This window comes from Cytobacillus sp. FSL K6-0129 (assembly GCF_038007625.1).
Lineage (GTDB): Bacteria > Bacillota > Bacilli > Bacillales > Cytobacillaceae > Cytobacillus > Cytobacillus kochii.
The window spans coordinates 1-20553 of record NZ_JBBOXM010000003.1 but is presented as its reverse complement, the minus strand read 5'-3'; the positions used below and the strand labels follow the sequence as shown (position 1 = coordinate 20553).

General features: G+C 43.4%; 23 protein-coding genes and 1 pseudogene. 23 read left to right on the top strand and 1 reads right to left on the bottom strand.

The window, feature by feature from the left end; genetic code table 11:
• Window positions 1-390 precede the first annotated feature (390 nt).
• On the bottom strand, window positions 391-933 hold the full coding sequence (locus MHI57_RS24605) for a site-specific integrase (protein WP_340978851.1): 543 nt from the start codon (window positions 931-933) through the stop codon (window positions 391-393).
• 81 nt (window positions 934-1014) lie between these two features.
• On the opposite strand from MHI57_RS24605, the gene MHI57_RS24600 reads away from it, so the two are divergent.
• From MHI57_RS24600 to MHI57_RS24490, 23 genes and pseudogenes are all read left to right on the top strand, one after another.
• On the top strand, window positions 1015-1434 hold the full coding sequence (locus MHI57_RS24600) for a phBC6A51 family helix-turn-helix protein (protein ID WP_224938040.1): 420 nt from the start codon (window positions 1015-1017) through the stop codon (window positions 1432-1434).
• A 662-nt stretch (window positions 1435-2096) separates the two neighbouring features.
• Window positions 2097-3161, top strand: coding sequence for a phage terminase large subunit (terL, locus tag MHI57_RS24595; RefSeq protein ID WP_340978850.1), 1065 nt, complete (start codon window positions 2097-2099; stop codon window positions 3159-3161).
• A gap of 26 nt (window positions 3162-3187) precedes the next feature.
• Complete coding sequence (locus MHI57_RS24590) at window positions 3188-4708, top strand: phage portal protein (protein ID WP_340978849.1); 1521 nt, start codon at window positions 3188-3190, stop codon at window positions 4706-4708.
• Between the two features lie 95 nt (window positions 4709-4803).
• A complete protein-coding gene (locus MHI57_RS24585) occupies window positions 4804-5517 on the top strand; it encodes a phage scaffolding protein (protein ID WP_340978848.1) in 714 nt (237 codons plus the stop codon).
• A gap of 61 nt (window positions 5518-5578) precedes the next feature.
• Window positions 5579-6700 (top strand): SU10 major capsid protein, encoded by a 1122-nt coding sequence (locus MHI57_RS24580; RefSeq protein WP_340978847.1) that lies wholly within the window; start codon window positions 5579-5581, stop codon window positions 6698-6700.
• Between the two features lie 47 nt (window positions 6701-6747).
• Window positions 6748-7191, top strand: a complete 444-nt coding sequence (locus tag MHI57_RS24575) for a hypothetical protein (protein ID WP_340978846.1) — start codon at window positions 6748-6750, stop codon at window positions 7189-7191.
• Window positions 7191-7418: a hypothetical protein gene (locus MHI57_RS24570; RefSeq protein ID WP_340978844.1), complete on the top strand. Its 228-nt coding sequence runs from the start codon at window positions 7191-7193 to the stop codon at window positions 7416-7418. Before MHI57_RS24575 ends, MHI57_RS24570 begins: the two co-directional genes overlap by 1 nt.
• Before the next feature lie 14 nt (window positions 7419-7432).
• Window positions 7433-7774, top strand: coding sequence for a hypothetical protein (locus tag MHI57_RS24565; protein ID WP_340978843.1), 342 nt, complete (start codon window positions 7433-7435; stop codon window positions 7772-7774).
• A complete protein-coding gene (locus tag MHI57_RS24560) occupies window positions 7771-8589 on the top strand; it encodes a hypothetical protein (RefSeq protein WP_340978842.1) in 819 nt (272 codons plus the stop codon). Before MHI57_RS24565 ends, MHI57_RS24560 begins: the two co-directional genes overlap by 4 nt.
• A gap of 43 nt (window positions 8590-8632) precedes the next feature.
• The gene (locus MHI57_RS24555) at window positions 8633-9004 is read left to right on the top strand and encodes a hypothetical protein (protein ID WP_340978841.1); all 372 of its coding nucleotides are present in this window, start codon (window positions 8633-8635) and stop codon (window positions 9002-9004) included.
• Window positions 9001-9357, top strand: coding sequence for a hypothetical protein (locus MHI57_RS24550; protein WP_340978839.1), 357 nt, complete (start codon window positions 9001-9003; stop codon window positions 9355-9357). Before MHI57_RS24555 ends, MHI57_RS24550 begins: the two co-directional genes overlap by 4 nt.
• A gap of 4 nt (window positions 9358-9361) precedes the next feature.
• The gene (locus MHI57_RS24545; RefSeq protein WP_340978838.1) at window positions 9362-9778 is read left to right on the top strand and encodes a hypothetical protein; all 417 of its coding nucleotides are present in this window, start codon (window positions 9362-9364) and stop codon (window positions 9776-9778) included.
• A 13-nt stretch (window positions 9779-9791) separates the two neighbouring features.
• Window positions 9792-10229 (top strand): phage major tail protein, TP901-1 family, encoded by a 438-nt coding sequence (locus tag MHI57_RS24540; RefSeq protein WP_340978837.1) that lies wholly within the window; start codon window positions 9792-9794, stop codon window positions 10227-10229.
• A gap of 70 nt (window positions 10230-10299) precedes the next feature.
• The gene (locus tag MHI57_RS24535; RefSeq protein WP_340978836.1) at window positions 10300-10674 is read left to right on the top strand and encodes a tail assembly chaperone; all 375 of its coding nucleotides are present in this window, start codon (window positions 10300-10302) and stop codon (window positions 10672-10674) included.
• A gap of 44 nt (window positions 10675-10718) precedes the next feature.
• Complete coding sequence (locus MHI57_RS24530) at window positions 10719-10976, top strand: hypothetical protein (RefSeq protein WP_340978834.1); 258 nt, start codon at window positions 10719-10721, stop codon at window positions 10974-10976.
• The gene (locus MHI57_RS24525) at window positions 10977-14087 is read left to right on the top strand and encodes a phage tail tape measure protein (protein ID WP_340978832.1); all 3111 of its coding nucleotides are present in this window, start codon (window positions 10977-10979) and stop codon (window positions 14085-14087) included. It abuts the gene before it with no gap.
• Window positions 14087-14890: a phage tail domain-containing protein gene (locus MHI57_RS24520; RefSeq protein ID WP_340978830.1), complete on the top strand. Its 804-nt coding sequence runs from the start codon at window positions 14087-14089 to the stop codon at window positions 14888-14890. The genes MHI57_RS24525 and MHI57_RS24520 overlap by 1 nt, the downstream gene beginning before the upstream one ends.
• Window positions 14891-14916: 26 nt before the next feature.
• On the top strand, window positions 14917-16944 hold the full coding sequence (locus MHI57_RS24515) for a right-handed parallel beta-helix repeat-containing protein (RefSeq protein ID WP_340978828.1): 2028 nt from the start codon (window positions 14917-14919) through the stop codon (window positions 16942-16944).
• Between the two features lie 42 nt (window positions 16945-16986).
• Window positions 16987-17391 (top strand): DUF6270 domain-containing protein, encoded by a 405-nt coding sequence (locus MHI57_RS24510; RefSeq protein WP_340978827.1) that lies wholly within the window; start codon window positions 16987-16989, stop codon window positions 17389-17391.
• Between the two features lie 19 nt (window positions 17392-17410).
• Window positions 17411-17986, top strand: a pseudogene (locus MHI57_RS24505) (DUF6270 domain-containing protein); the annotation flags it as partial.
• Window positions 17980-20013: a phage tail spike protein gene (locus tag MHI57_RS24500; RefSeq protein WP_340978852.1), complete on the top strand. Its 2034-nt coding sequence runs from the start codon at window positions 17980-17982 to the stop codon at window positions 20011-20013. The pseudogene MHI57_RS24505 and the gene MHI57_RS24500, both read left to right, overlap by 7 nt.
• Window positions 20013-20213 (top strand): hypothetical protein, encoded by a 201-nt coding sequence (locus tag MHI57_RS24495; protein WP_340978826.1) that lies wholly within the window; start codon window positions 20013-20015, stop codon window positions 20211-20213. The genes MHI57_RS24500 and MHI57_RS24495 overlap by 1 nt, the downstream gene beginning before the upstream one ends.
• Window positions 20214-20311: 98 nt before the next feature.
• On the top strand, window positions 20312-20553 hold a 242-nt coding region (locus MHI57_RS24490; RefSeq protein WP_340978825.1), incomplete at its 3' end, for a hypothetical protein.

Genomic DNA, 20553 nt, shown 5'->3' with positions numbered 1-20553 from the left:
TCAGGCGACGCGTTCACGACGGAGAGCCCTCCAAAACTCGAGGGCTGATCGTTATTTATATGCATTATTTTATGCATAGCTATTGCGGAATGATAAGCGTAGGAATGCGGGTTTGAGCGCTGCATAAATGCGGTTGGATTATATTCGCGAAGGAAAGGCGTATAAAGCGCGCCATATCAACGTTTGATAAAATAACGAATGTAACAAAACATGATTGTGTTACGAAATGTATGCGGAATTGTGAATAATATATGCGGAAATTGAAGGCACGAAATAGGGGCGGGGCGGGTCCACGCAGAATCCCTGCGCCTGACCAGCAAATCTTTCTCGCAAATTTTTAAACTCGGGGGTCTGAACGCAGTAAAGGGACGCAAGCATAACGCCTGCATCCTATAAATTTATCGCATTATAGACGCTATCAACGTCCTCCTGAACGATTCCTATATAACGGAGCGTCTCGCGCTGGCTGGCGTGATTAAGTACGGTCATTAGTACGGACAAATCAACGTTAGCCTTATACGCGTGATAAGCGAAGGTCTTACGCAAGCTATGCGTTCCAATGTCTATCGCTAAGCCTGCTCGTTCAGCAGCGCCCTTTAAAACGCGGTAAGCTTGAACGCGACTTATTGGCTTGTCGCCTTTTCGCGAAGGGAATAACCAGTCGCTATCGTTTGCTTCTACGGATATTAACTCGCGTACAGCTTTGCGAATTGATTCGTTGATAGGGAAGCGCTTGGTCTTACGCGTTTTAGTTTCTCGGAGCGCAATCGAGTCCTTGTCGCGAACGTCGCCGACCTTTAGCTGCAGAATATCCGATATACGTAAAGCAGAATTAATTCCGATTATAAACAACAAGCGATCGCGCGATTTGCCGAGCGCTTTTTTCATGCGTTCAATGTCGCGCTTACTTTTAATAGGTTGAACGAGTTCCATAGAAACGACCTCCATCACGTTTTGTTACATTCATTATAAACGCAATAAATTGCGAAGTCAATAAGAAAGGAGACGGAATAAATGACGAATCAAAGATTTAATTTCGACGAGTCTCGCTTAAAACGAGGACAAAAAGAAGCGGCGGCACTGCTGGTCGAATACGATTTCTCGCCGAAAGATGAACGCAAGACTAAGCAGGAGATTGCGGACTTAATCGGACTGAGTCGCAAGCAACTCTATATTTGGGAATCATCAGACGAAAACTTTATCGCATATAAAAACTACGTTGCAGCGAAGTATACCGACTCACACTTGCCGGCAGTCTACGCGCAACTTATCAAAGGTATCTCAAACGGATCAATGAAGGGCATCGAGTTATTTCTTAAACGGATTGGCGACCTCAACGATAAGAGCGAAGTCACGATTAATAATGGCGCGAACGAGCTGCCGTTTGAGGAACGTAGAAAGCAGTTGCTTGAGCGCTTGAAAGACGAAGATTAATAAGGAGGTGCGTTGTTATCGCATATATAGACGGACAGTGGCTCGATCGACCTGCGCGACAACAGCGCATTGACGAGCTTAAAGAAGAGAATGAAATATTACTTAAAATTATAAAAGGACCTAACGGAACGGATTTCGATATTGATAAGCACGAAGCTAATAGACGTCTATTAACGAAGCTAGGACGCATCCATAAAGCGGAACATGACTTGCTTTACTTTACCTACGAATATTTCAGCGATGAAATGAATCCCGACAATGAAACGAACCTAATTCCTAAAGGTCAAGTTTACTCGGGCGCTGCAGATTTTCACAGGACTCTTTGTTCGCTATTAGACGACATTACCGCAGGCAATCAAACTTCTAATGTCGCTTGGTCAGTCGGAAGGCGACACGCTAAGACGGCATACTTATCGAACTCTTTTTTATGTCATCAAACGGTTTTTAGACATCAAAAATACATCATCGAAGTTTCCGAAACTACAGACGTAGCCGGGGACTTTATTAAATTTACGCAACAAAACCTAAAGTTTAATGAAAAGCTTCGCGAGGATTTCGGTCCTTTATTGCACCCCAAGCCGTCAATGAACGAGGTAGATAACAAATACGAGTTTATAACCTCTAGCGGGACGAAAGTAGAAGCGAAGGGTATGGGTACGCAGATGAGGGGACTCCGACATCTTACCGAACGACCTGGACTATTCCTTCTCGATGATCTCGAATCAAATGCGAATACTAACACACCTGAACTTCGTCAGAAGAATCTCCACTGGTTCCGTTCTGAAATGTTAGAGGCGTTAGGTTTTGGCGGAATTGCCGTCTATATGGGAACTATCCTCGGATATGATTCACTACTTAATCATGTAATAAATAAACGCAAGGACTTCACTTCTAAAAAGTTCCCAGCCATTTTATCTTGGTCAGAGCGCGAAGATTTATGGGAACAGTGGCGCGAAATATATAACGCAGATGAAATAGATTCAAAGGATAAAGCAGACGCATTCTACGAAATCAACAAGGAAGAGATGCTTAGAGGAACGGCGGTATTATGGCCACAATTGTACTCGTATAAATACTTTATGGAAAAGCGCGAATCGATGGGAGTTAAGGCTTTTAATCAGGAGTATCTCGGAAACCCCGTTGACGAGGAATCGCAAGTATTTAAAATGGAAGAGCTTAAATTTTTTACTGACGCTGATTTAACCGGAAAGAAGCTCGATTACTTTTGCGGAGTTGACTTTGCGATGGGTAAAGAAAAGGGCGATTATTCAGCGATAGTCACTTTAGCGCGAAATCGTGAAACGGGAGTGTGCTATGTAGTAGACGCATTTATAGAACGCGTTCATCCCGACATACTTCTTAAAACAACGGTTGAAAAAGCGCTTGAATACGAATACACCGCGATAGCAGTAGAAGCCCAGCAGGCGCAGGAATGGTTCGCTGATAAGCTCGTTGAGGCATTACAAGCGGAAGGCTATCCAGGAATGACGCGTCTTAAGCACGTAAAACAACGTACTCGGAAAGCTTTGCGGATTGAGTCGCTATTGCCTGACTTACAAAACGGAAAGCTACGGTTTAAACGAAATCACCGTTTACTATTAGAAATGTTCGAAATGTACCCGAACCACAATCATGATGACGGACCTGACGCATGCCAAATGGCTTTTTCAATCGCTGGGTCTAGTCGTAAAAGAAAAGCCGGAAATGCCGGCTCATATCGATACTAATACGAAAGGAGGCGGACGCCATCGTAATGATTGACCGAAATTTAATGAACCCGTTCGTTTTTCAGTCGCCAGCCGAGCTAATGATTGGAAGCGCAGAGTTCCAGCGGATTGCAGACGAAATCAAGTTGTATAGACGTTATGAAGGCTCGCTTAACGTATGGAGCGACTATGTCAAACCGTCAGACTTAGACTACACGCCTACGAATCTATCGATGAACTATCCACGCAAGCTAGTCGATACTATCGCGGCATGGCAATTCGAGAAAGAGCCGAAAGTTACCGTTCCGCCAGATGTGCTTGACGACCCCTCGCTCATGATGTCGCCATCTTACTCGCCTAGCGATGAGCAGAAAGCGGAGAACAGTCGCGCCAAAGCAAAAGAGCGTTTGTTGCAGTGGGTATGGGACGATAACAGAATGCACGAAAAGCTACTCGCGGCGGCTAAAGATCGCGCAATCTCTAAGACAGGCGTTTACGCGCGCTTGCATTACGATAAGAGGCGCGGAGAAATACGTATACTTTGGCATCCAAGCTACGAAGTCATTCCCGTTTATAACGAATGGGATACCGACCAGCTTGACGAGGTACATTTTACCGCATTTTTAGACGAGGACTCTACGAAGCTATGGAAGTTGTCATATTATCTCGTATGGAAAGGCGGAGAGGATGACGGCTACTACGACTGCGAAATAGAAGAGACGGTCAGTGACGAGAACGCAATAATTGCGGAGCAGCGCGTTGAGCGGACTTCAATGGGATTGGATTTTATTCCGGTCGTTCACATTCCTACGGAGAAGCTTTCCGGAGATTTGCACGGCTTTAGCGAGTTGGAAAAAATGATCGAAGTAGCCGACGAGATTGACCGCAAGCTTAGCGATTATTCCGATGCTCTACGATTCGAGATGTTCGCGATTACCTTGCTGACTGACGTTGAAGAGGACCCAAAGAATCCGTTAAAAGTAAGTCCTAGCGCAAAGTGGAATTTAGGAGACAGCGATAAAGATTCGGGAACTCCGGAAGCTAAGAAGCTCGAAAGCGGATTTAAATTTAAGGAAGCCATCGAAGGCTATCTCGATCGTATGTACGAAGCATTGCACGAAATCAGCGAAGTGCCAATCGTCAATACTGCCGACATGAAAACCGGCGGAATTAATGAGATGGCTCTCAAGCTATTATTCTCGTCAATTATATCGAAAACGCAGCGCTCATGGATTATATGGCAGTCGCGTTTACAGACGTTGAACGAGTATATACTACGCTACATGAAAGCGCGCCAAGACCACCCGAGATTTAAATACGATACGGAATGGTTGGCGAAAGTTGACGAGTATTATTACAGCAAGATTGTTTTCGGATTACCTTTACCGCAGGATCAGGCGGCGCTAGTAACGCAACTTGGCGAAGAAGTAGCATCGCAAATAGAGTCAATTAAAGGCGCGATTACTCGAAGCGGAAAAGAGAATGCAGAAGCAAAACTTATGGAAATTATCGCAGAGCGTAATCTAATGCGACAAACGCAAGACCCTTATGCAGAATCAAGCGAATAATAGCGGACTGCCCGAACGTTAAGGCGTAAAACTAAACGGATGTTATTATTCGTAATCTATGAGCGACGGCTCTAAAACGGTTATGGAGGTACGCAATGAATGAATTATTTTTACCGTTAAATTTACAATTATTTTCCGAAGATAAGCCTGAACAAGACGGACAAACAACGGCTGATGAGCCGGCAAACAATACTGAAACATCGTCCGAGAAAACTTTTACGCAAGCTGATATCGACAAGATCATAGCGGATAGGCTAGAACGCGAAAAGAAGAAACAAGCGGAGACGGCCGAGAAGTTGAAGAAACTTGAAGAGTATGAGAAGGCGGAAGAAGAACGTAGAAAAGCGGAAATGTCCGAAGCTGAACGCTTAAAAGCCGACAAGGAAGAAGCGGCTAAGAAAGCTGAAGAGGCGGAGGAAAAGGCTAAGCAGGCGCAAGAGAAGGCAAATCAACGAATTATTAATACGGAAATAAAATCTATCGCTCGTTCACTTAATGCGAATGACTTAAACGATGTGTTAGCGTTATTAGATAAGTCTACACTCGAAGTGGACGAAGAAGGAAACGTAAGTGGCGTTGATTTAGCAGTGCAAGCGCTAAAAGAAGCAAAGCCGTGGATGTTTAAGCAAGCTATTGGAGCAGACGCAGCGGGCGGATCGAATCCTGCAAAGAATCCTAGTATAAACGAGATTACTGCGAAAGAGAAAGAGTTAGAAGAAGCGCGGGAAAAGGCGTTAAAAGATAGTCGCTTTATGGGAACAGTGACGAAAATCTATAACGAGTTAATTGCTCTAAAACAACGAAAGTAACTCAGTCGCCAATAGGCGGCTTTTTTAATTACAAAAAAACAATTCAAAGGGGATATGAAAAATGAATGTAGCAACTACTTATGATTTCCAACAACAAGTTCGACAAATGCAAGCGAATGTAGATTTAATCTTAACTAAAGCGCCGGTTCTTTTCGGTTTAATCGGAACAGGCGAAGGGTTAACGCAAACTAAGTTCGAGTGGCAGAACGACTATTTAAATAGCGATACTGGGGAAGCCAATGCTGCAGCGGCTGTTGACGCAACTGCAATCGAATTAAAAGAAGGTGATGGTCGTAAATTCACAGTCAACGCGCTTGTTCAAAACGGCTTAGAAGTGTTAAAAGTAACTGCGGTCAACGGTGATTCAATTTCTGTGCAACGTGGATATGACGCCACTGAGCCTGAAGCAATCGAAGCCAATGCGGAATTAAAGGTAATCTCACGCCCACGTCCAGAAGGCGAAGGAGTATTCGCGCACAATGAAATTAACGACCGTATTGCGTCTTTCAACTACTCTCAAATCTTCTCACGTTACGCTAAGATTTCTCGTACTCAACAACAAGTTAACACATATGGCGTATCGAACGAACTAGATTACCAAGTTAACTTACGTTTACAAGAAATGGTTCGTGAAGTTAATAACACTTTGATTTACGGGCGTAAGTATGCGGGTGCTGGCGAATCTAACCCACGTACAACTGGCGGTTTATTTGCATTCGCACAAGAGCAAGGTTCTGCGAAGTTTGATATGGGAGGCGAAGAAATTAATGCGAAGAAATTAAACGACGCTATTGAGGAGACTTTCAAGCGTGGTGGACGCGTTGATACTATCGTATGTGCGCCAAACGTTGCTCGTCAAATTACGAAGCTAGCTAGCGACACAATCCGTACAACTCGCGGAGAAGGTACTGTCGGACATCAAATCATGTCATTCATGAGTGACTTACCAGGCGGTACAGTTTCAAGCGTTGTAGTTGACCAGAATATGCCGAAAGATCGTGCGCTATTACTTGACGTTAATAACATCAAAGTTCGTTACCTACAAAACTTCTACGATCAAGATGCGACTGAAAACGGCGCTGACTACTTTGCTCGTGTTATTCGCGGTGAGCTTGGCTTCGAAATCAAGAACGCTAAAGAATCCGTTGCAGTACTATCTAACATTTCTAAAACAATCGTATAATTAACGGCGTCCATTCGGGCGCCCTTTTTTAAGGAGGAACCGAAAATATGCCGATTAATGAAACGGAAAAAGAACGACTAAATTTATCTATGCCTGTCGCAAATGACGTTAAGTTAGGCGACATCATACGAGACTTACAAGAGAATGCTGGCGGAAGTGTCTCCGTAGCGTGGAGCGAGGTTACTGGAAAACCGAGTACATTCTCTCCATCTACGCATTCACATACTGCGTCACAAATTACCGATGCAACTACTGTAGGAAGGAATTTGTTATCTTCTCAAGACGCAGCAGCTGCGAGAACTGCAATTGGAGCAGGAACTTCTAGTCTTTCCATCGGCACAACCGCAAGCACAGCTTCAGCAGGAAACCATGCACATAATGCAGGTCAAATCTCCACTACGGCGATCAGCGGTGTTACTGGATCGAACGTGCAAGCAGTTCTTGAATCGTTAGCAGCTAAAATCGCAGCCTTAGAAGGGGGCGGCGCTTAATGAAAGTAGCGAAGTTTAAAGCTATTCCAAACTATGAATATAATCGAGACGGAGTTTACGCACTATTCAACGGAGAGGGCGTACTTGTTACGAACGATGAAAAGGTAATTGCAGCGCTAGAAAAGTCAAAGCCTTTTGTACAGTCTTTAGATAAGAAAGCTGAAGAGGCGGAAGAAAAAGAAACGCCAGTTAAACCGAAATCTAAGTCGAAAACTAAAGCAAAATAACGGAGGTGATGCCAATGGCGGTGTCAGAACGATTAGCTACGCGTTTAAATAATGTTCCGGGCGTCACTTCGGCTGATATTGTCGTTTGGGTTGCCGAAGCTGTTGCTGAATCAGGTATAACGGAAGAAGAAAACGAGAACGCAGTTTTATATCTTGCGCTCTCTATAGGGTACGAAGTAATTGCGTCAAATGCCGCGCACTACTTTAAGTATACAGACGGAGAGGAATCGGTTGATAAATCGAATGTCTACGATAACTATATGCAACTAGCGAAAGAGTCTCGAAAACAATATCGAAAGTATAAGCGAGGAAATGGAGCTAGCCAATCGCATGTAGGAAGGGCAGACTGCCGATGAACAACCAAGATAAACTCGACGCACAACTAGAAAAGCTCGCCATGCAATACGGCAAACTTAACGATAAGCAAGTCGCATACGCCATTAAGGAAATCGGACGCATTCGGGGCGACTTAGCGGACTTGCTTTCGGAGTTTGCGGATAAAGACGGCATTATAAAGAAACAGCGGTTATCGCGATTGCTACGGGAGCTTAACGGTATTGAAAAGTTATTGCGCGAATATGGAACGTCCTCGATTGAGGAAGTAATACGCGAAACTGCTGAAAAAGGAACGGCAGGATTTAGCGCTGCTATTGTTGGCGTAGTTGGTACAGGCGCAATTGCCAAGGCGGAGCTAGAGCGCATTAACACGAACGTATTTAATTACGTAGTCAAGCGCTATGGAGACGACGGATTGGTTTTATCCGACCGCGTTTGGCGTTTAAGCGGAGATATGCGCGATGAACTGTCGAAGGTACTGCGCGCGGACATTATTCGCGGTGAATCCGTTAGCGCTATGATCGCTCACATTCGCGAAGTACACGAAAATGAAACATGGAAGATTAAGCGTTTAGTTGTAACGGAAGGCAATACGGCTTATCGAGTTGCATCGGCACAGAGCGCAAAGAATAGCGATGTAGTCGAATGGGTTAAGATTACGGACAACGGACATAGGCATCGTCATCACAGTTCGCATCGATGTTATCAGTTAGCGCGACAAGACCGTTATGGTCAAGGTGCCGGCATATTTAAGCCGACTGATAGCGAAATATACATGCCGCATCCGGGCTGTTCGAGCTACTTAACGTATGTGCTTGACGAGCGTTATTTGTAGAAAGGAGTTGACCGCGTTGCTCACTCCGGGAGATATAGAATTTATGAAGAAAACGCGAAAAGAAATCGTAAGTCATCGGGAGCATCCGGTGACTCTTTTTTATGCGCTAGAGAGCGAGACTGATCCGATTACGGGCGAGCCAATTGGCGGTGGTCATGGCGAGATTTATACAAACGCAGTAGTGACCGAATTTTCCTCGATGGCATCCTCATCACTAGAGCGCTATTTGCAAAACGGAATATTAATTGAAAAAGGCGACATATGGTTTTCGGTATTCCTTGAAGATATCGGCAATCAGTACGATAACCTAACATGGGTTAGATACGATGGGCGGGATTACGAAGTTCTGGCAAAAGACAAAAAAGGAATTGGCGAACGCAATCGCGTTGAATTTGTCGGGAGGTTGAGATCATGAGTAGACGGATGTTTAACGTAAGCGTATCCGGTCTTGGCGATACTTTACGCATGCTCAACGACCGAGTAGCGACGGAAGAAGTTGGTCGCGTTACTGAAACTTATGCGCGAAAGATTGCAAATGATTCGGCTAACAATGCGCCAGTCGATACCGGAGCACTCAAAGGATCATTATCGTCTAGCCCACAAAAAGAGGAAGAAACTGTTTGGACTGTCGGGTCTGATTTACCGTATGCACTGCGCCAAGAATACGAACATGCTTCGAAAAAGGGATTCGTTAGAAAAGCGGTCTGGAACAATCGCGATCCTTATCGTAATAAAATCGACGAAGTTCTACGGAACATGGGAAGGTGATATTATGCAATTTAATTTAACGCACTCATTGCGTACACACTTAGAAGCATCGACGAGCATTAAAACAGTTTGGCTTTATGATGGTGTTAAATTGCCAGCAGAACGCCCGTTGTTAACGGTTGAGCAGATGCAAAATAATAACACAAACATTTCGAAGTCTCGGCGCTTTGAAACGACCTATCGGTGGCAAGTCGGTTTATATACGTCATCTATACGAGAAAGGTCGCTACTTCAAGACGCGGTTAAAGGTTCGCTAATCAAAGACAAAATTGAATTACTTAACGCAACTACGCCTGGCGAAAAGCTGGGCTATTTTTATGCGCTTGTTACGGGAGAAGTTCCGATTATACCTGAGGATATAAGCGACAAAACTAGTTATCATCGCGTTTACTTCGACGTTGAAGTTAGCGCAACAATATAAGGGGGACGAATAAATGGCAATCGAATATCGCGGGGAAGAGATATTATTTGCAGCGACTATTACTGACCAAACAACAGGTGATTTATTAGTACGACCTTTTAACCAAACTGCGGGTTCAAGTAATATGTCAGCCGACGCAATTGACTTAAATACAAAGGATAAAAGCGGTAGTGATTACGGTAATGTAACTCAAGAGATTTCTTTGGAAGGAATTCTAACCGAGGGCGATCCGTTTATTGATTATGTAAAGAAGGCAATGCGAGAGAAAAAATTCGTAGAAATCTATGAAATAAATAAGAGAACTAAAGAAGCTGAAAAAGGAAACTATATGATTTCATCTTTTGAAAGGTCCTTTGGTAATGCGGAATTTGCCACATATTCCTTAAGTGGTTCTTTAAACGGGAGTATTACAGAAGAAACGCTGACGGAAATTCCAGCGGGCGCAGAATAAACGATTAACCTGGCGGGCTTCGGCTCGCCTTTTTACTTACGAAAATAATACCGAAAAGGGGTTTTTATAAATGGCGAGATTTGAAGTTAACGGAAAAGAGTATGAATTGAAATTGAATTTTAAATCGGTTAAGCATCTTGAAGGAAAGTACGAAGGCGGTTCTCTTGGATTCGTCGGTACTGCAATGACTGGATCATTAGACGTTTTCTCCAACGTTATCCATGCAGCGTTATTTCATACAGACGAAAACTTAGCGAAGGATACCGTTGACGCAGCGATTGAAAAATCGTTTGACGAGGGTAAAATCGACCTTTCTTACGTTTTCGAAACGATTAACGAGGTAGTTCTTGAAAGTTTTTTCTTCGCGAAAGTAGTCAGCAATCTGAAAGCGAAGAATCCGGAAGCGTTCGAGACACTGAACGAGATTTTGACTACGACAAAATAATCGAAGATGGTTGGCGCTATCTTCGATTAAAACCGACGGAGATAATGGCGCTTACGCCCCGAGAATATTCGTTAATGATGCGCGGAGAGCAAGAACACCAATTTGACGAATACGAGCGTGCAGCACAAGTCGCTATTATGCACGAAGCAGCACATCGAGCTAAAAGACCGAAGGCGAGTGACTTGTTTAAGCGACCTGACGAAACAATGTCGGAACAAACAATCAAAGACAAGTTTGAACAAGCGAAAAACGATGAGGAATGGTTATCGCAATGGGACTTCGAAAAGAAAGGAGGAATCTAGATGCCATCAGCAGCTTCATCATTAATTGTTCGAATTGGGGCTGACATAACAAGTCTTACAAGCGGACTTAGAACAGCAACCAGTCGCGTTAATCAGTTTGCTCAGAGAAATCAAGAAGCATTGCAGGCGGTTGGTGCGGTTGGAGCAGCGTTAACTGGACTTGGTATAGCAGCCGGAGCAGGTATTGGTTATGCGGTCAAAGTATCGTCAGACTTTGAGTCAGCTTTCGCAGGAGTTAAGAAAACAGTAGATGCAACAGATAAGGAAATCGAGGGATTTCGCAAAGGCATTCTAAAAATGGCGCAAGAAATTCCCGCATCCACAGAGGAAATTGCAGGCGTTGCAGAAGCGGCAGGTCAGCTCGGTATCAAGAACGAGGCAATCATGGGCTTTACCGAAACAATGGTTAACATGGGCGTTGCAACAAATATGGCGTCCGAGGATGCGGCGACTGCGCTTGCGCGATTAGCTAATATTACGCAAATGCCTCAAGAGAACTTCGACCGACTTGGCGCCACTATCGTTGACCTCGGAAATAACTTGGCGACGACTGAATCGGAAATCGTCGAGATGGGCTTGCGTATTGCCGGTGCCGGTTCGCAAGTTGGATTAACTGAAGCGCAGATTTTATCGTTTGCCGGTGCGCTTTCATCCGTCGGAATTGAAGCGGAAGCGGGCGGTACAGCATTTTCGCGAGTAATGATTGAAATGTCATCGGCTGCTAAATTAGGTGGAGATAACCTTAACAACTTCGCAAAAGTTTCTGGGATGTCTAGCGCAGAGTTCAAGGAAGCATTTGAGAAAGATGCGTCGGGCGCAATTATTACGTTCATCGAAGGTCTTGGGAAGATGAGTAAAGAAGGTCAAAACGTTTTTGGCGTTCTCGAGGATTTAGGGTTATCGGAAATCCGAGTACGTGATGCGTTACTAAGAGCGTCCGGTGCGGGAGATTTATTCCGCGAGTCACTTGAGACTGGTACAAAGGCTTGGGAAGAGAATGTCGCATTAACAAAAGAAGCTAGTGAGCGCTATAAAACTTTTGACTCACAAATTAAAATTCTCCAAAACAAGTTAAAGCATGTTGTGCGGATTATAGGAGATGAGTTTAAAGCGGTACTAGTTTTACTTATGAAGGCGCTCGATCCAGTTATTGACGGCGTTATTAAAATGGCTGAGAAGTTTTCCAAGTTACACCCTACGATAAAGATGACAGCTGCTATCCTTGTGATGGTTGCAACTGCGTTTGCATTACTTGCTGGACCGTTACTTATATTAGTAGGTTTCCTACCTATGGTCGTAGCCGGTTTCAATGCTATAGTCGCAGCTTTACCCGCAGTTTTGGGAGTTATATCAGCCGTAGCCGCACCTATCGCAATTGTAGTAGCCGCCATAGTGGGTCTTATTGCTGCTTTCAATTGGTTATATAAAAACGTTGAGTGGTTTGCTACAGGCGTTGATTTTTTTACCGGTAAAATCAAAGAAAGCTTCTTATCATTTATTGAAGTAGCAAAAGTAGGGCTTGAAGGAATTAAGCGTTTCTTCAAAGACGTAGGAAATTTTATGCGCGCATTTCTTAACGGTGATTGGGCACAAGCGAAAGATTTATTCGTGAAGATTTTTACCAATGCGTGGGAGTCGATAAAGAAACAAGGAACAAAGTTCCTAATCGAAATTAAGAAGCTATGGGGCGATGAGTGGTCTAAAATGGTGGAATCACTCGGCGCCTTGAAAACGAAGATAAGCGAAAAACTCAACGAATGGGTTGACGTAGTTATTAATTGGTTTAAAGGGTTGCCGAAAGCCACGGCGGAAGGATTTGCATCTTGGTGGACGTCAATCTCCGATTGGTTTACGCAGAAGGGTACGGATATATATACGCTTCTTGAAGGATGGGCAATATCTATCTTAGAATGGTTCAACTCATTGCCGTCGAGAATAACAGAAGCTCTTGTTGCGTGGGGCGAAGCAATCGTTACATGGACGAAAGCGCAGAACGAGGAAAACAAACGACAATTCTCCGAATGGGGTACAGCCATTGCGGAATGGTTCCAATCAATTCCGACTGTAATCACGGAAAAACTCGGCTCTTGGTGGGAAGCTATCAAGGCGTGGTTTAGTGAAGTTCCTGCGAAAATGGTTGAGTCATTTTTAGAATGGAGCCAAACGATACTAGAGTGGTTCGAGGAAGTCAAAGTGGGAATGATCGAAAAACTTGCGGGATGGAGCGAAACAATCAAGGAATGGTTTAGCACAAAACCAAGTGAAATATATACGCAGCTAGGTGAATGGTGGACAAAGATTTCGCAATGGTTTAGCGAGATACCAGCTAAGATTACCGCGAAATTAGGCGAATGGTGGACAGCAATAAAGAATTGGTTTAAAGGCGTACCTGACAAGCCGGAGATAAAAGATTCCGGTAAGAAGATGATCGACAAGATGTCCGACGGCAACAAGGAGAAAAAGGAAGACTTTATTAATAAGCTCGGTAAGATTATCGTTGATGTAGCTGGCGCCGCGCTGGCATTTGCGTTTGTTGCTTTAGTAGCAACTGGGCGAGAACTTGTCGAGAGGATTATCGAAGGTATTAAAGAGGTCGACCTGAAACAGACAGGTAAGGACATGATTAACGGTTTAATCAGCGGAATGGGAGAAATGATTGGAGCCGTTGCGAGTAAGGCTAAAGAAATTGCACTGGCAGCTAAGAGCACCGTTGAGGGCTGGTTGGATATTAACTCGCCGTCGCGCGTATTTAAAAAGATTGGCGCATACACTGGCGAAGGCTTCGTGATTGGGATGGACTCGATGATAGGCGACGTTGAGAAAGCAAGCGGACGATTGGCAGACGCCGCCATCGTTGATGCGCCGGATATCTCGACGGCATTTAACACGCCTAGCGCAGCAGGGGTAGGCATGATGGCCAGCCTTTCCGTTGACCATTCTAATTCCAGTGCCGATAATGCGGTATCTATAATGCAACAAGCCTTACAAATGATGAGCGGAATGCAAGTCGTAATGGATGGCGAAAAGGTTGGTACGTTAGTGGCTCCGACTGTGAATCGCGAAATTACACACGATAATGCAAGTACAGCAAGACGAAGGGGGCAAAGGTAGTGGAATCAAGCGTATGGATAGACGATAACGAACTGCAAGCGCTAGGCTTAACGGTCATGCTCGATTCAAGCGAGCCTATGTTGCCTTCGTTTCGCACAAATACGATGACGGTGCCGGGCAGACATGGCGCATATGATTTTGGCGCTTATATGGACGTAAGGCAGTTCGAGTTAAACTGCGCATTTAAGCGACAGTCATATACGGATTTAAAGGCGCAGATACGAAAATTTGTCAAACTGTTTGTCGATGACTACGGTCGACCTAAGACGGTCAAGTTGCGCTTTGGCGATGAGCCGGATAAATATTATGACGTGAAAGTGGGCGGAGGTGTGCCGGTTGAACGACTGGCTAACCTCGGCTTTTTTACATTGCCATTAATTGCGCATGATCCAATGGCGAAGTTTATTGTGCCGAGCAACGATATCGTAATGGGAAGCGATGTACCGATACTTAGCGACGTAATATGGGAGACGGGATTTAGTGGACGCCAACTGACGGCGCCAATAACATTTAACATCGTTAACAACGGAACTACCGTAATACCGTTCTCGTTCAAGCTCGAAGGCACGGGAACAAACGTTAGAATCAGCGCAAATGGACGCACGATGACTTTAGGCAATATGAGCGGACAGACAATCGAAGTAATTGGCGAGAAATACCTCATCTTGGTAAATGGCATTAATGACTTGACGCGAACAGGCGGACATTTTATCGAGATATTGCCAGGCATAAATAACGTGAGCATAAGCGGAACAAATTTAAACGTAACAATGAGCGAAAGCTTGACGTATAAGTACGTGTAAGCTGACGCGGAAAGGGAGGAATCTTTATGGCAGATGCGCCTAAAATATTAGCAACGGATACCTTGCGTCAGTCTTATCCGAAATTGAATCAAGCGATAGATAACAGTAATGGAGCTTTTCTAAAATCGACTTATGCTGAGACTAAAGCAAACAGTGCTATAGAAACTTCGGTTTCAGCAGTAACAAAAGCCGTTAGTGTTCAAGAGCAATTAAATCAAGTTGTTTTAGAAGGCTCTATCGATCCCGAAACTGCGCAGGCAAGAGTTGATGAAGATGGGGTAATACTAGACACGCTTAAACAACGCGTCGATTTGCAACAATACTATCGCAATGTAAGGACTTACGGCGCAATGGGTGACGGTATTACATTAGACGCAGGTTCGATACAGTCCGCACTAGATTTAGCAGGGGAAATATACGTTCCTAAAGGAGTTTATTTAATCGACAAGACATTGACCTTGGTATCGGATACTACTTTGATGTTACATCCAGAAGCGATATTTAAGCGAGCGAACGAAGATGTCTATACGATTATTGCAAACGGTAAAAATGGTGATTCCTTTTCGGGCTATGATGGCAATTCAAATATTAAAATTAAAGGCGGAATTTTGGATGTTAATGGAGTCGAGTTGCCTCAAACTTCTAACGGAATAATCATTGGACACGGCAGAAACATAGAAATATCAGACGTGACTATAAAAAATGTGTACAATGCACATCACATTGAAGTTAACTCGACGGATAATTGCACGATTTCTAACTGTACGTTTACCGGTTTCACTCATCTTGGTTCAAGAGGTTTTTCAGAAGCAATTCAAATAGACTTAGCTAAAGGAGAAGATAATTTTCCACTGTTCGGTCAATATGATAATACCCCATGTAAGAACATTAAAATCTTTGATTGCTACTTTAATAGAGTAGGAGCAGGAATAGGAACGCACGTTACTTCGAGCCAGGTTTGGCACGATGGTATCACGATTAGAGGGTGTCGTTTTGAAGAACTAGAGAGTCATGCGTGCTCATTCTTAAATTTTAGAAATATTACCGTTGATGATATTTTAGTAGCTAATTCGTTTAACGGACTAACTATTGACGGATGTTACAATGCATCCATTACGAACACAGTTATAAGAGACGTTAAAAATACCGGTATATACTTAGTTAACTCAACAAGAGTAAAAATAAGTGATACTGTTATCTCACGACCGACACTTAACGGTATAGAAGTTTCAAATAATTCTAATGATGTTACAGTCAACGGATGTACCGTAGAGAACGCTATGAATATCGGAGTTTTAGTATCTTCTTCGTCTGCAATTACTATAAGCGGCGGATGTGTTATTAAAAATAATGGAAGTCAAGGTGTGTATGTCACGGGAATGACTTATGGTGTAACTATCGACTCTACAATAGTGAGTGGAAATGGTAATCATGGAATATCCATTGACTCAAATTCGTATGAAAACTCCGTAACAAATTCCTTGATTACTTCAAATAACCAAAAAAGCACATCCTCATCGAATATCGCGATATCCGGTGGTGCAAATAGGAATCAAATTTTTTCAAATATCGTTCGAGCCGGGACATCAGAATTTAAGCCAGCATACGGAATCCTTGTAACAAGTAATGCGGGGACACTGAATAAGGTTAAGAATAATGATGTTGAGTCAGGCGGAACTACAGCGAATTACCAAAATAGCCAGAGCGATACTGTCGATGATAACTTAAACTGGAAGCAAGTAACTCTTTTAAATGGCTGGACTGCCTACAGCAGTGGTACTGAATTATATTATGCCGTCAGTGGTAAAGTCGTTTACTTAAGGGGGATACTAGTGCCAGGAACTAAAGGAGGCGGGGATTCTGACGCGAACGCTGTTTTTAAACTACCTACAGGGATTGCTCCTCACACAGCTTTCATGATTACTGGCGGTGTTGGAGGGGGATCTACTGATTTTGCAAGAATTAACGTGTACTCTTCCGGTAGAGTATCGGTACCTACTACAGGAAATTTAACAGCAGTTACCTTTACTGGATTGATTTTCTACTTACCTTAATATATCATTAATTTAAACAATGGGTTTTTGGTGGTGAGGTAAATGAAAGAGAAGGTAACCGTTGGAGTCCTGGGTTGTTGCGTTAGTCGTGACAATTTCAATTCCATGTTTAATAAAAGTTATTCGGATATTAGTAAATGCGTTATACATCAAAATCAAAGTTCTTTATTGTCAGTCATGTCAGAAGCGGTTAGTTTCGATGCGGCCAAGATTAATAATTTAGATAAAGATTTTGATCGTTTACATTTAATATCCGAGTTAGATAAATCCTTCTTAGGCAGGATTGCAAAAGAAAAACCAGATTATTTAATTATAGATTTTTTTGGCGACGTACTTTTCGGTGTGTTTGAGTATCTAGGTTCCTATATCACTAACAACACTTGGAAGTTTCCGAGAACAACTTTTTACAAAGAATTAGAATCAAAAAAGGTTCTATCCCCCGCTTAATGATTTCGATAGTTATTTTAAGATGTGGAAAAATTGCGTTGATGATTTCTTTAGTTTCTTAAAGTCGAATCTTCCACATACGAAAGTGATATTAAACCAGGCAAGATTTGCTGACAAATATCTTGATGAGACAACTAAAGAAATAAAGAGGTTTAGTACATCCGGGCTTGTCGCCCAAATAGATGTAGATAAATATAATTTTGCTTGGGAATCCTTTGATGAATATGTTATTAATAACTACGACGTCAGCCTAATTCATTTCAATAAAGACTCGCACTTAGTAGACACTAATCATCCTTGGAACGCTTATTATGTACATTATACTAAAAACTATTATTCTGATTTCTTAATTACTTTTCAAAATATAATAATAAAAGATTATGTATCAGAAATAGTGAACAAAGAGAATCAAATATCTTCAAGAGAAATCACATTAAATCACAAAGACGTTGAGATTAAAAAAATGAAGAAGTCTATAGCATTCTTTGAAAATGAAAGTTTTTATCACGCTGTAAAAAGATTCTTACTTAAGAATAACTTAATCAAGAAATTAAATGATTTTAAAAACCAACGAGTTACCAATACAACATCATAAAGGAGGCGTTCGCCACGATTAAAATACTGAATCGGTCGCGCCAACCTATCGCAATACTCGAAAATGCATATAGCGTATCATACAAGAAGCGTCTCAACGAAATTTGGGGCGCTTCTTTTATTTTACCATTAGATGATCCGAAGAATGCCGAATGCCAGCCGTTAAACTACGTCGAGATAATCGACGACCTAACCGGTGAGTATATCGGTCTTTTTCGCATTGTGCCGTCGCAGACCACGAAATCAGAGTCGAATTACTCCATCAAGTACGAATGCGACCACGTTATCGCGACACTCTTGGACGACGTGCTATTCGAGTACCATCAGACGATAAACTGGACGACGAAGCAAAATATCGAATATATACTTGCACGACAGACGACGAAGCATTGGCGACTTGGACGCTGCGACTTTACGCGATATTTTCATTATAAATGGGAGGACGAGAACGGATTGCTCGGTCCTCTTTTTTCTATTGCGCAACCTTTCGACGAACAGTATGAATGGACGTGGGATACAACGTCTTACCCTTGGACGCTTAATCTCGTGCGACCTTCTAACGCAACAACTTGCGAAGTTCGTTTCGGCAAGAATCAGCGCGAGATACAGCGAGACATTGATCCGACGGGAATACTCAATCGTATCTATCCGAAAGGCTACGGCGAGGGCGTTAATCAGCTAACAATTCGCGAAGCTAACAACGGACGTCCTTACTTGGAAAACGCAGAGTCTATCGCGAAATATGGGTTGATACCCTACGTTTGGGTTGACCGTCGATTCGAGGACATTAACTCGCTTAAAGCATCAGCCCAGGCGTTGCTCGATGAGCGGAGCGTGCCGAAAGTTAGCTATCGTATTAGCGCCGTCGACTTGTCGAGCTTGACGGGCATGGACGTCGATAAGCTACGCGTTGGTCGTATAGTACGCATCATTGACCCAGACCTCGGCACTTTTGAAGCGCGAATCGTCGGCGAAAGCAAGCCGGATATGGTCGGAAGCCCTGGCGACATTCAGCTAGAAATCGCAAACAAGACGGAGAATCTCGGCACGACGCAAGCGGATTTAGAGCGCCGTCAAGAGATTAACGAAGTTTACGCGCAAGGGGCAACGAACTTATTGACGTATCAAGCGCACGACAATGCCGACCAAGATAATCCGATTGGCTTTCGATTTGAGTTGCCGGAAGAAATGGTCCGCATTAATAAGCTTGTGCTAACGTTTGAGACTTCGCAATTCCGAACGTATGGACGCGCAACAGAAGGTGGGGGCGCTACGTCAACTACTACGAAAGGTGGAGGAGGAACAACTGCGACAAGCTCAAGTGGTGGAGGAACAACGGCAACAAGTTCGAGCGGTGGCGGAACGACTGCGACAAGCACGAGCGGTGGTGGCGTAAGTACATCGACGGCAAGCGGTGGTGGTAGCTCACAAACGTCAAGTGCTGGCGGCGATCATTCGCATAAAATGTTTAACTATGCCGGTGAAGCGGGCGGAGTATCAGCGCCTAAACGTGAATTTAGTCCTCAAGGTGGAACGAGTTTTCGCGTAGCATTCGAGGCGGCGAGCGCATCGCATTTATATACTGCGGAGAGCAGCGGAAATCATAGTCATAGCGTTTCTATACCTTCGCATACGCATAATTTCGAAGTTCCTAGTCATCGTCATGATGTTACGGTTCCAAACCATACGCACAGTGTATCGATACCAAATCATACTCATAGCGTAACTATTCCGGATCATACGCACGACTTTACTTTGCCAAATCATACGCATGAAATTCAGCATGGAATTTACAAGCTAAACAGTACACCTTCTCGCGTAACGATTAAAGTTGACGGTAATACCGTTCCGCATACATTAACTAGCGGAAACAGTATAGATATTGTTCCGTATCTTCAAGTAGATGATAGCGGTAAGGTTACGCGAGGTTGGCACGAGATAGAGATAACACCAAACGGTCTTGGACGAATTAACGCGCAAGTAACAACGCAATTCTTTATGCAATCACGCGGAGGAGGAAGCTTTTAATGAAACTTAAAATAGCAACACATAGCGGACTTGAATATGAAACTTTGGCAGAAACGTTTGATCCACAAGCACTTGACGAGAAACTAAATGACACGGATGTTAATACGGTATTAATAGGAGACATCATCATCTCTCGCATTGATATTAAGCTAGTCATGCCAATAAAAGAAGAAGAAGTGGAATTAGATGTAACGGAATAAACGCAAAACTTTTCGAAATATTTTTCGTTTTATAGTTGCGTTTTATTTTGCGTCGTAATATAATGATGGTAACAAATACCAAGGAGGAATTATCCGTTATGAAAAAGTTAATTGTTGTCAGTTTAGTTTTCGTGTTGGGGTTGTCGTTGGTTCTAGGGGTTAGCGCAAAAACAGAAAGTGAAGCAGAGACGGCTTATAACGTAATGGTTAACGCGAAAAACGAAGGGCGACAATTGACTGCGGATGAAATCGTTGAAGTAGAAAAAGTCGCGAAATCTCTTATCATGTTTAACGATAATTTGACGGAAGTTGAAAAAGATCAGCATCGAGCCATTTCGGC

Excerpts from the sequence above, each read along its gene's own strand:
- MHI57_RS24530 (WP_340978834.1), top strand. The coding sequence starts at position 10,719 with ATGGCGCTTACGCCCCGAGAATATTCGTTAATGATGCGCGGAGAGCAA.
- MHI57_RS24600 (WP_224938040.1), top strand. The coding sequence starts at position 1,015 with ATGACGAATCAAAGATTTAATTTCGACGAGTCTCGCTTAAAACGAGGA.
- MHI57_RS24560 (WP_340978842.1), top strand. The coding sequence starts at position 7,771 with ATGAACAACCAAGATAAACTCGACGCACAACTAGAAAAGCTCGCCATG.
- MHI57_RS24575 (WP_340978846.1), top strand. The coding sequence starts at position 6,748 with ATGCCGATTAATGAAACGGAAAAAGAACGACTAAATTTATCTATGCCT.
- MHI57_RS24550 (WP_340978839.1), top strand. The coding sequence starts at position 9,001 with ATGAGTAGACGGATGTTTAACGTAAGCGTATCCGGTCTTGGCGATACT.
- MHI57_RS24565 (WP_340978843.1), top strand. The coding sequence starts at position 7,433 with ATGGCGGTGTCAGAACGATTAGCTACGCGTTTAAATAATGTTCCGGGC.
- MHI57_RS24580 (WP_340978847.1), top strand. The coding sequence starts at position 5,579 with ATGAATGTAGCAACTACTTATGATTTCCAACAACAAGTTCGACAAATG.
- terL (WP_340978850.1), top strand. The coding sequence starts at position 2,097 with ATGAGGGGACTCCGACATCTTACCGAACGACCTGGACTATTCCTTCTC.
- MHI57_RS24540 (WP_340978837.1), top strand. The coding sequence starts at position 9,792 with ATGGCAATCGAATATCGCGGGGAAGAGATATTATTTGCAGCGACTATT.
- MHI57_RS24515 (WP_340978828.1), top strand. The coding sequence starts at position 14,917 with ATGGCAGATGCGCCTAAAATATTAGCAACGGATACCTTGCGTCAGTCT.
- MHI57_RS24585 (WP_340978848.1), top strand. The coding sequence starts at position 4,804 with ATGAATGAATTATTTTTACCGTTAAATTTACAATTATTTTCCGAAGAT.
- MHI57_RS24525 (WP_340978832.1), top strand. The coding sequence starts at position 10,977 with ATGCCATCAGCAGCTTCATCATTAATTGTTCGAATTGGGGCTGACATA.
- MHI57_RS24535 (WP_340978836.1), top strand. The coding sequence starts at position 10,300 with ATGGCGAGATTTGAAGTTAACGGAAAAGAGTATGAATTGAAATTGAAT.
- MHI57_RS24590 (WP_340978849.1), top strand. The coding sequence starts at position 3,188 with ATGATTGACCGAAATTTAATGAACCCGTTCGTTTTTCAGTCGCCAGCC.
- MHI57_RS24605 (WP_340978851.1), bottom strand. The coding sequence starts at position 933 with ATGGAACTCGTTCAACCTATTAAAAGTAAGCGCGACATTGAACGCATG.
- MHI57_RS24495 (WP_340978826.1), top strand. The coding sequence starts at position 20,013 with ATGAAACTTAAAATAGCAACACATAGCGGACTTGAATATGAAACTTTG.
- MHI57_RS24510 (WP_340978827.1), top strand. The coding sequence starts at position 16,987 with ATGAAAGAGAAGGTAACCGTTGGAGTCCTGGGTTGTTGCGTTAGTCGT.
- MHI57_RS24570 (WP_340978844.1), top strand. The coding sequence starts at position 7,191 with ATGAAAGTAGCGAAGTTTAAAGCTATTCCAAACTATGAATATAATCGA.
- MHI57_RS24545 (WP_340978838.1), top strand. The coding sequence starts at position 9,362 with ATGCAATTTAATTTAACGCACTCATTGCGTACACACTTAGAAGCATCG.
- MHI57_RS24555 (WP_340978841.1), top strand. The coding sequence starts at position 8,633 with ATGAAGAAAACGCGAAAAGAAATCGTAAGTCATCGGGAGCATCCGGTG.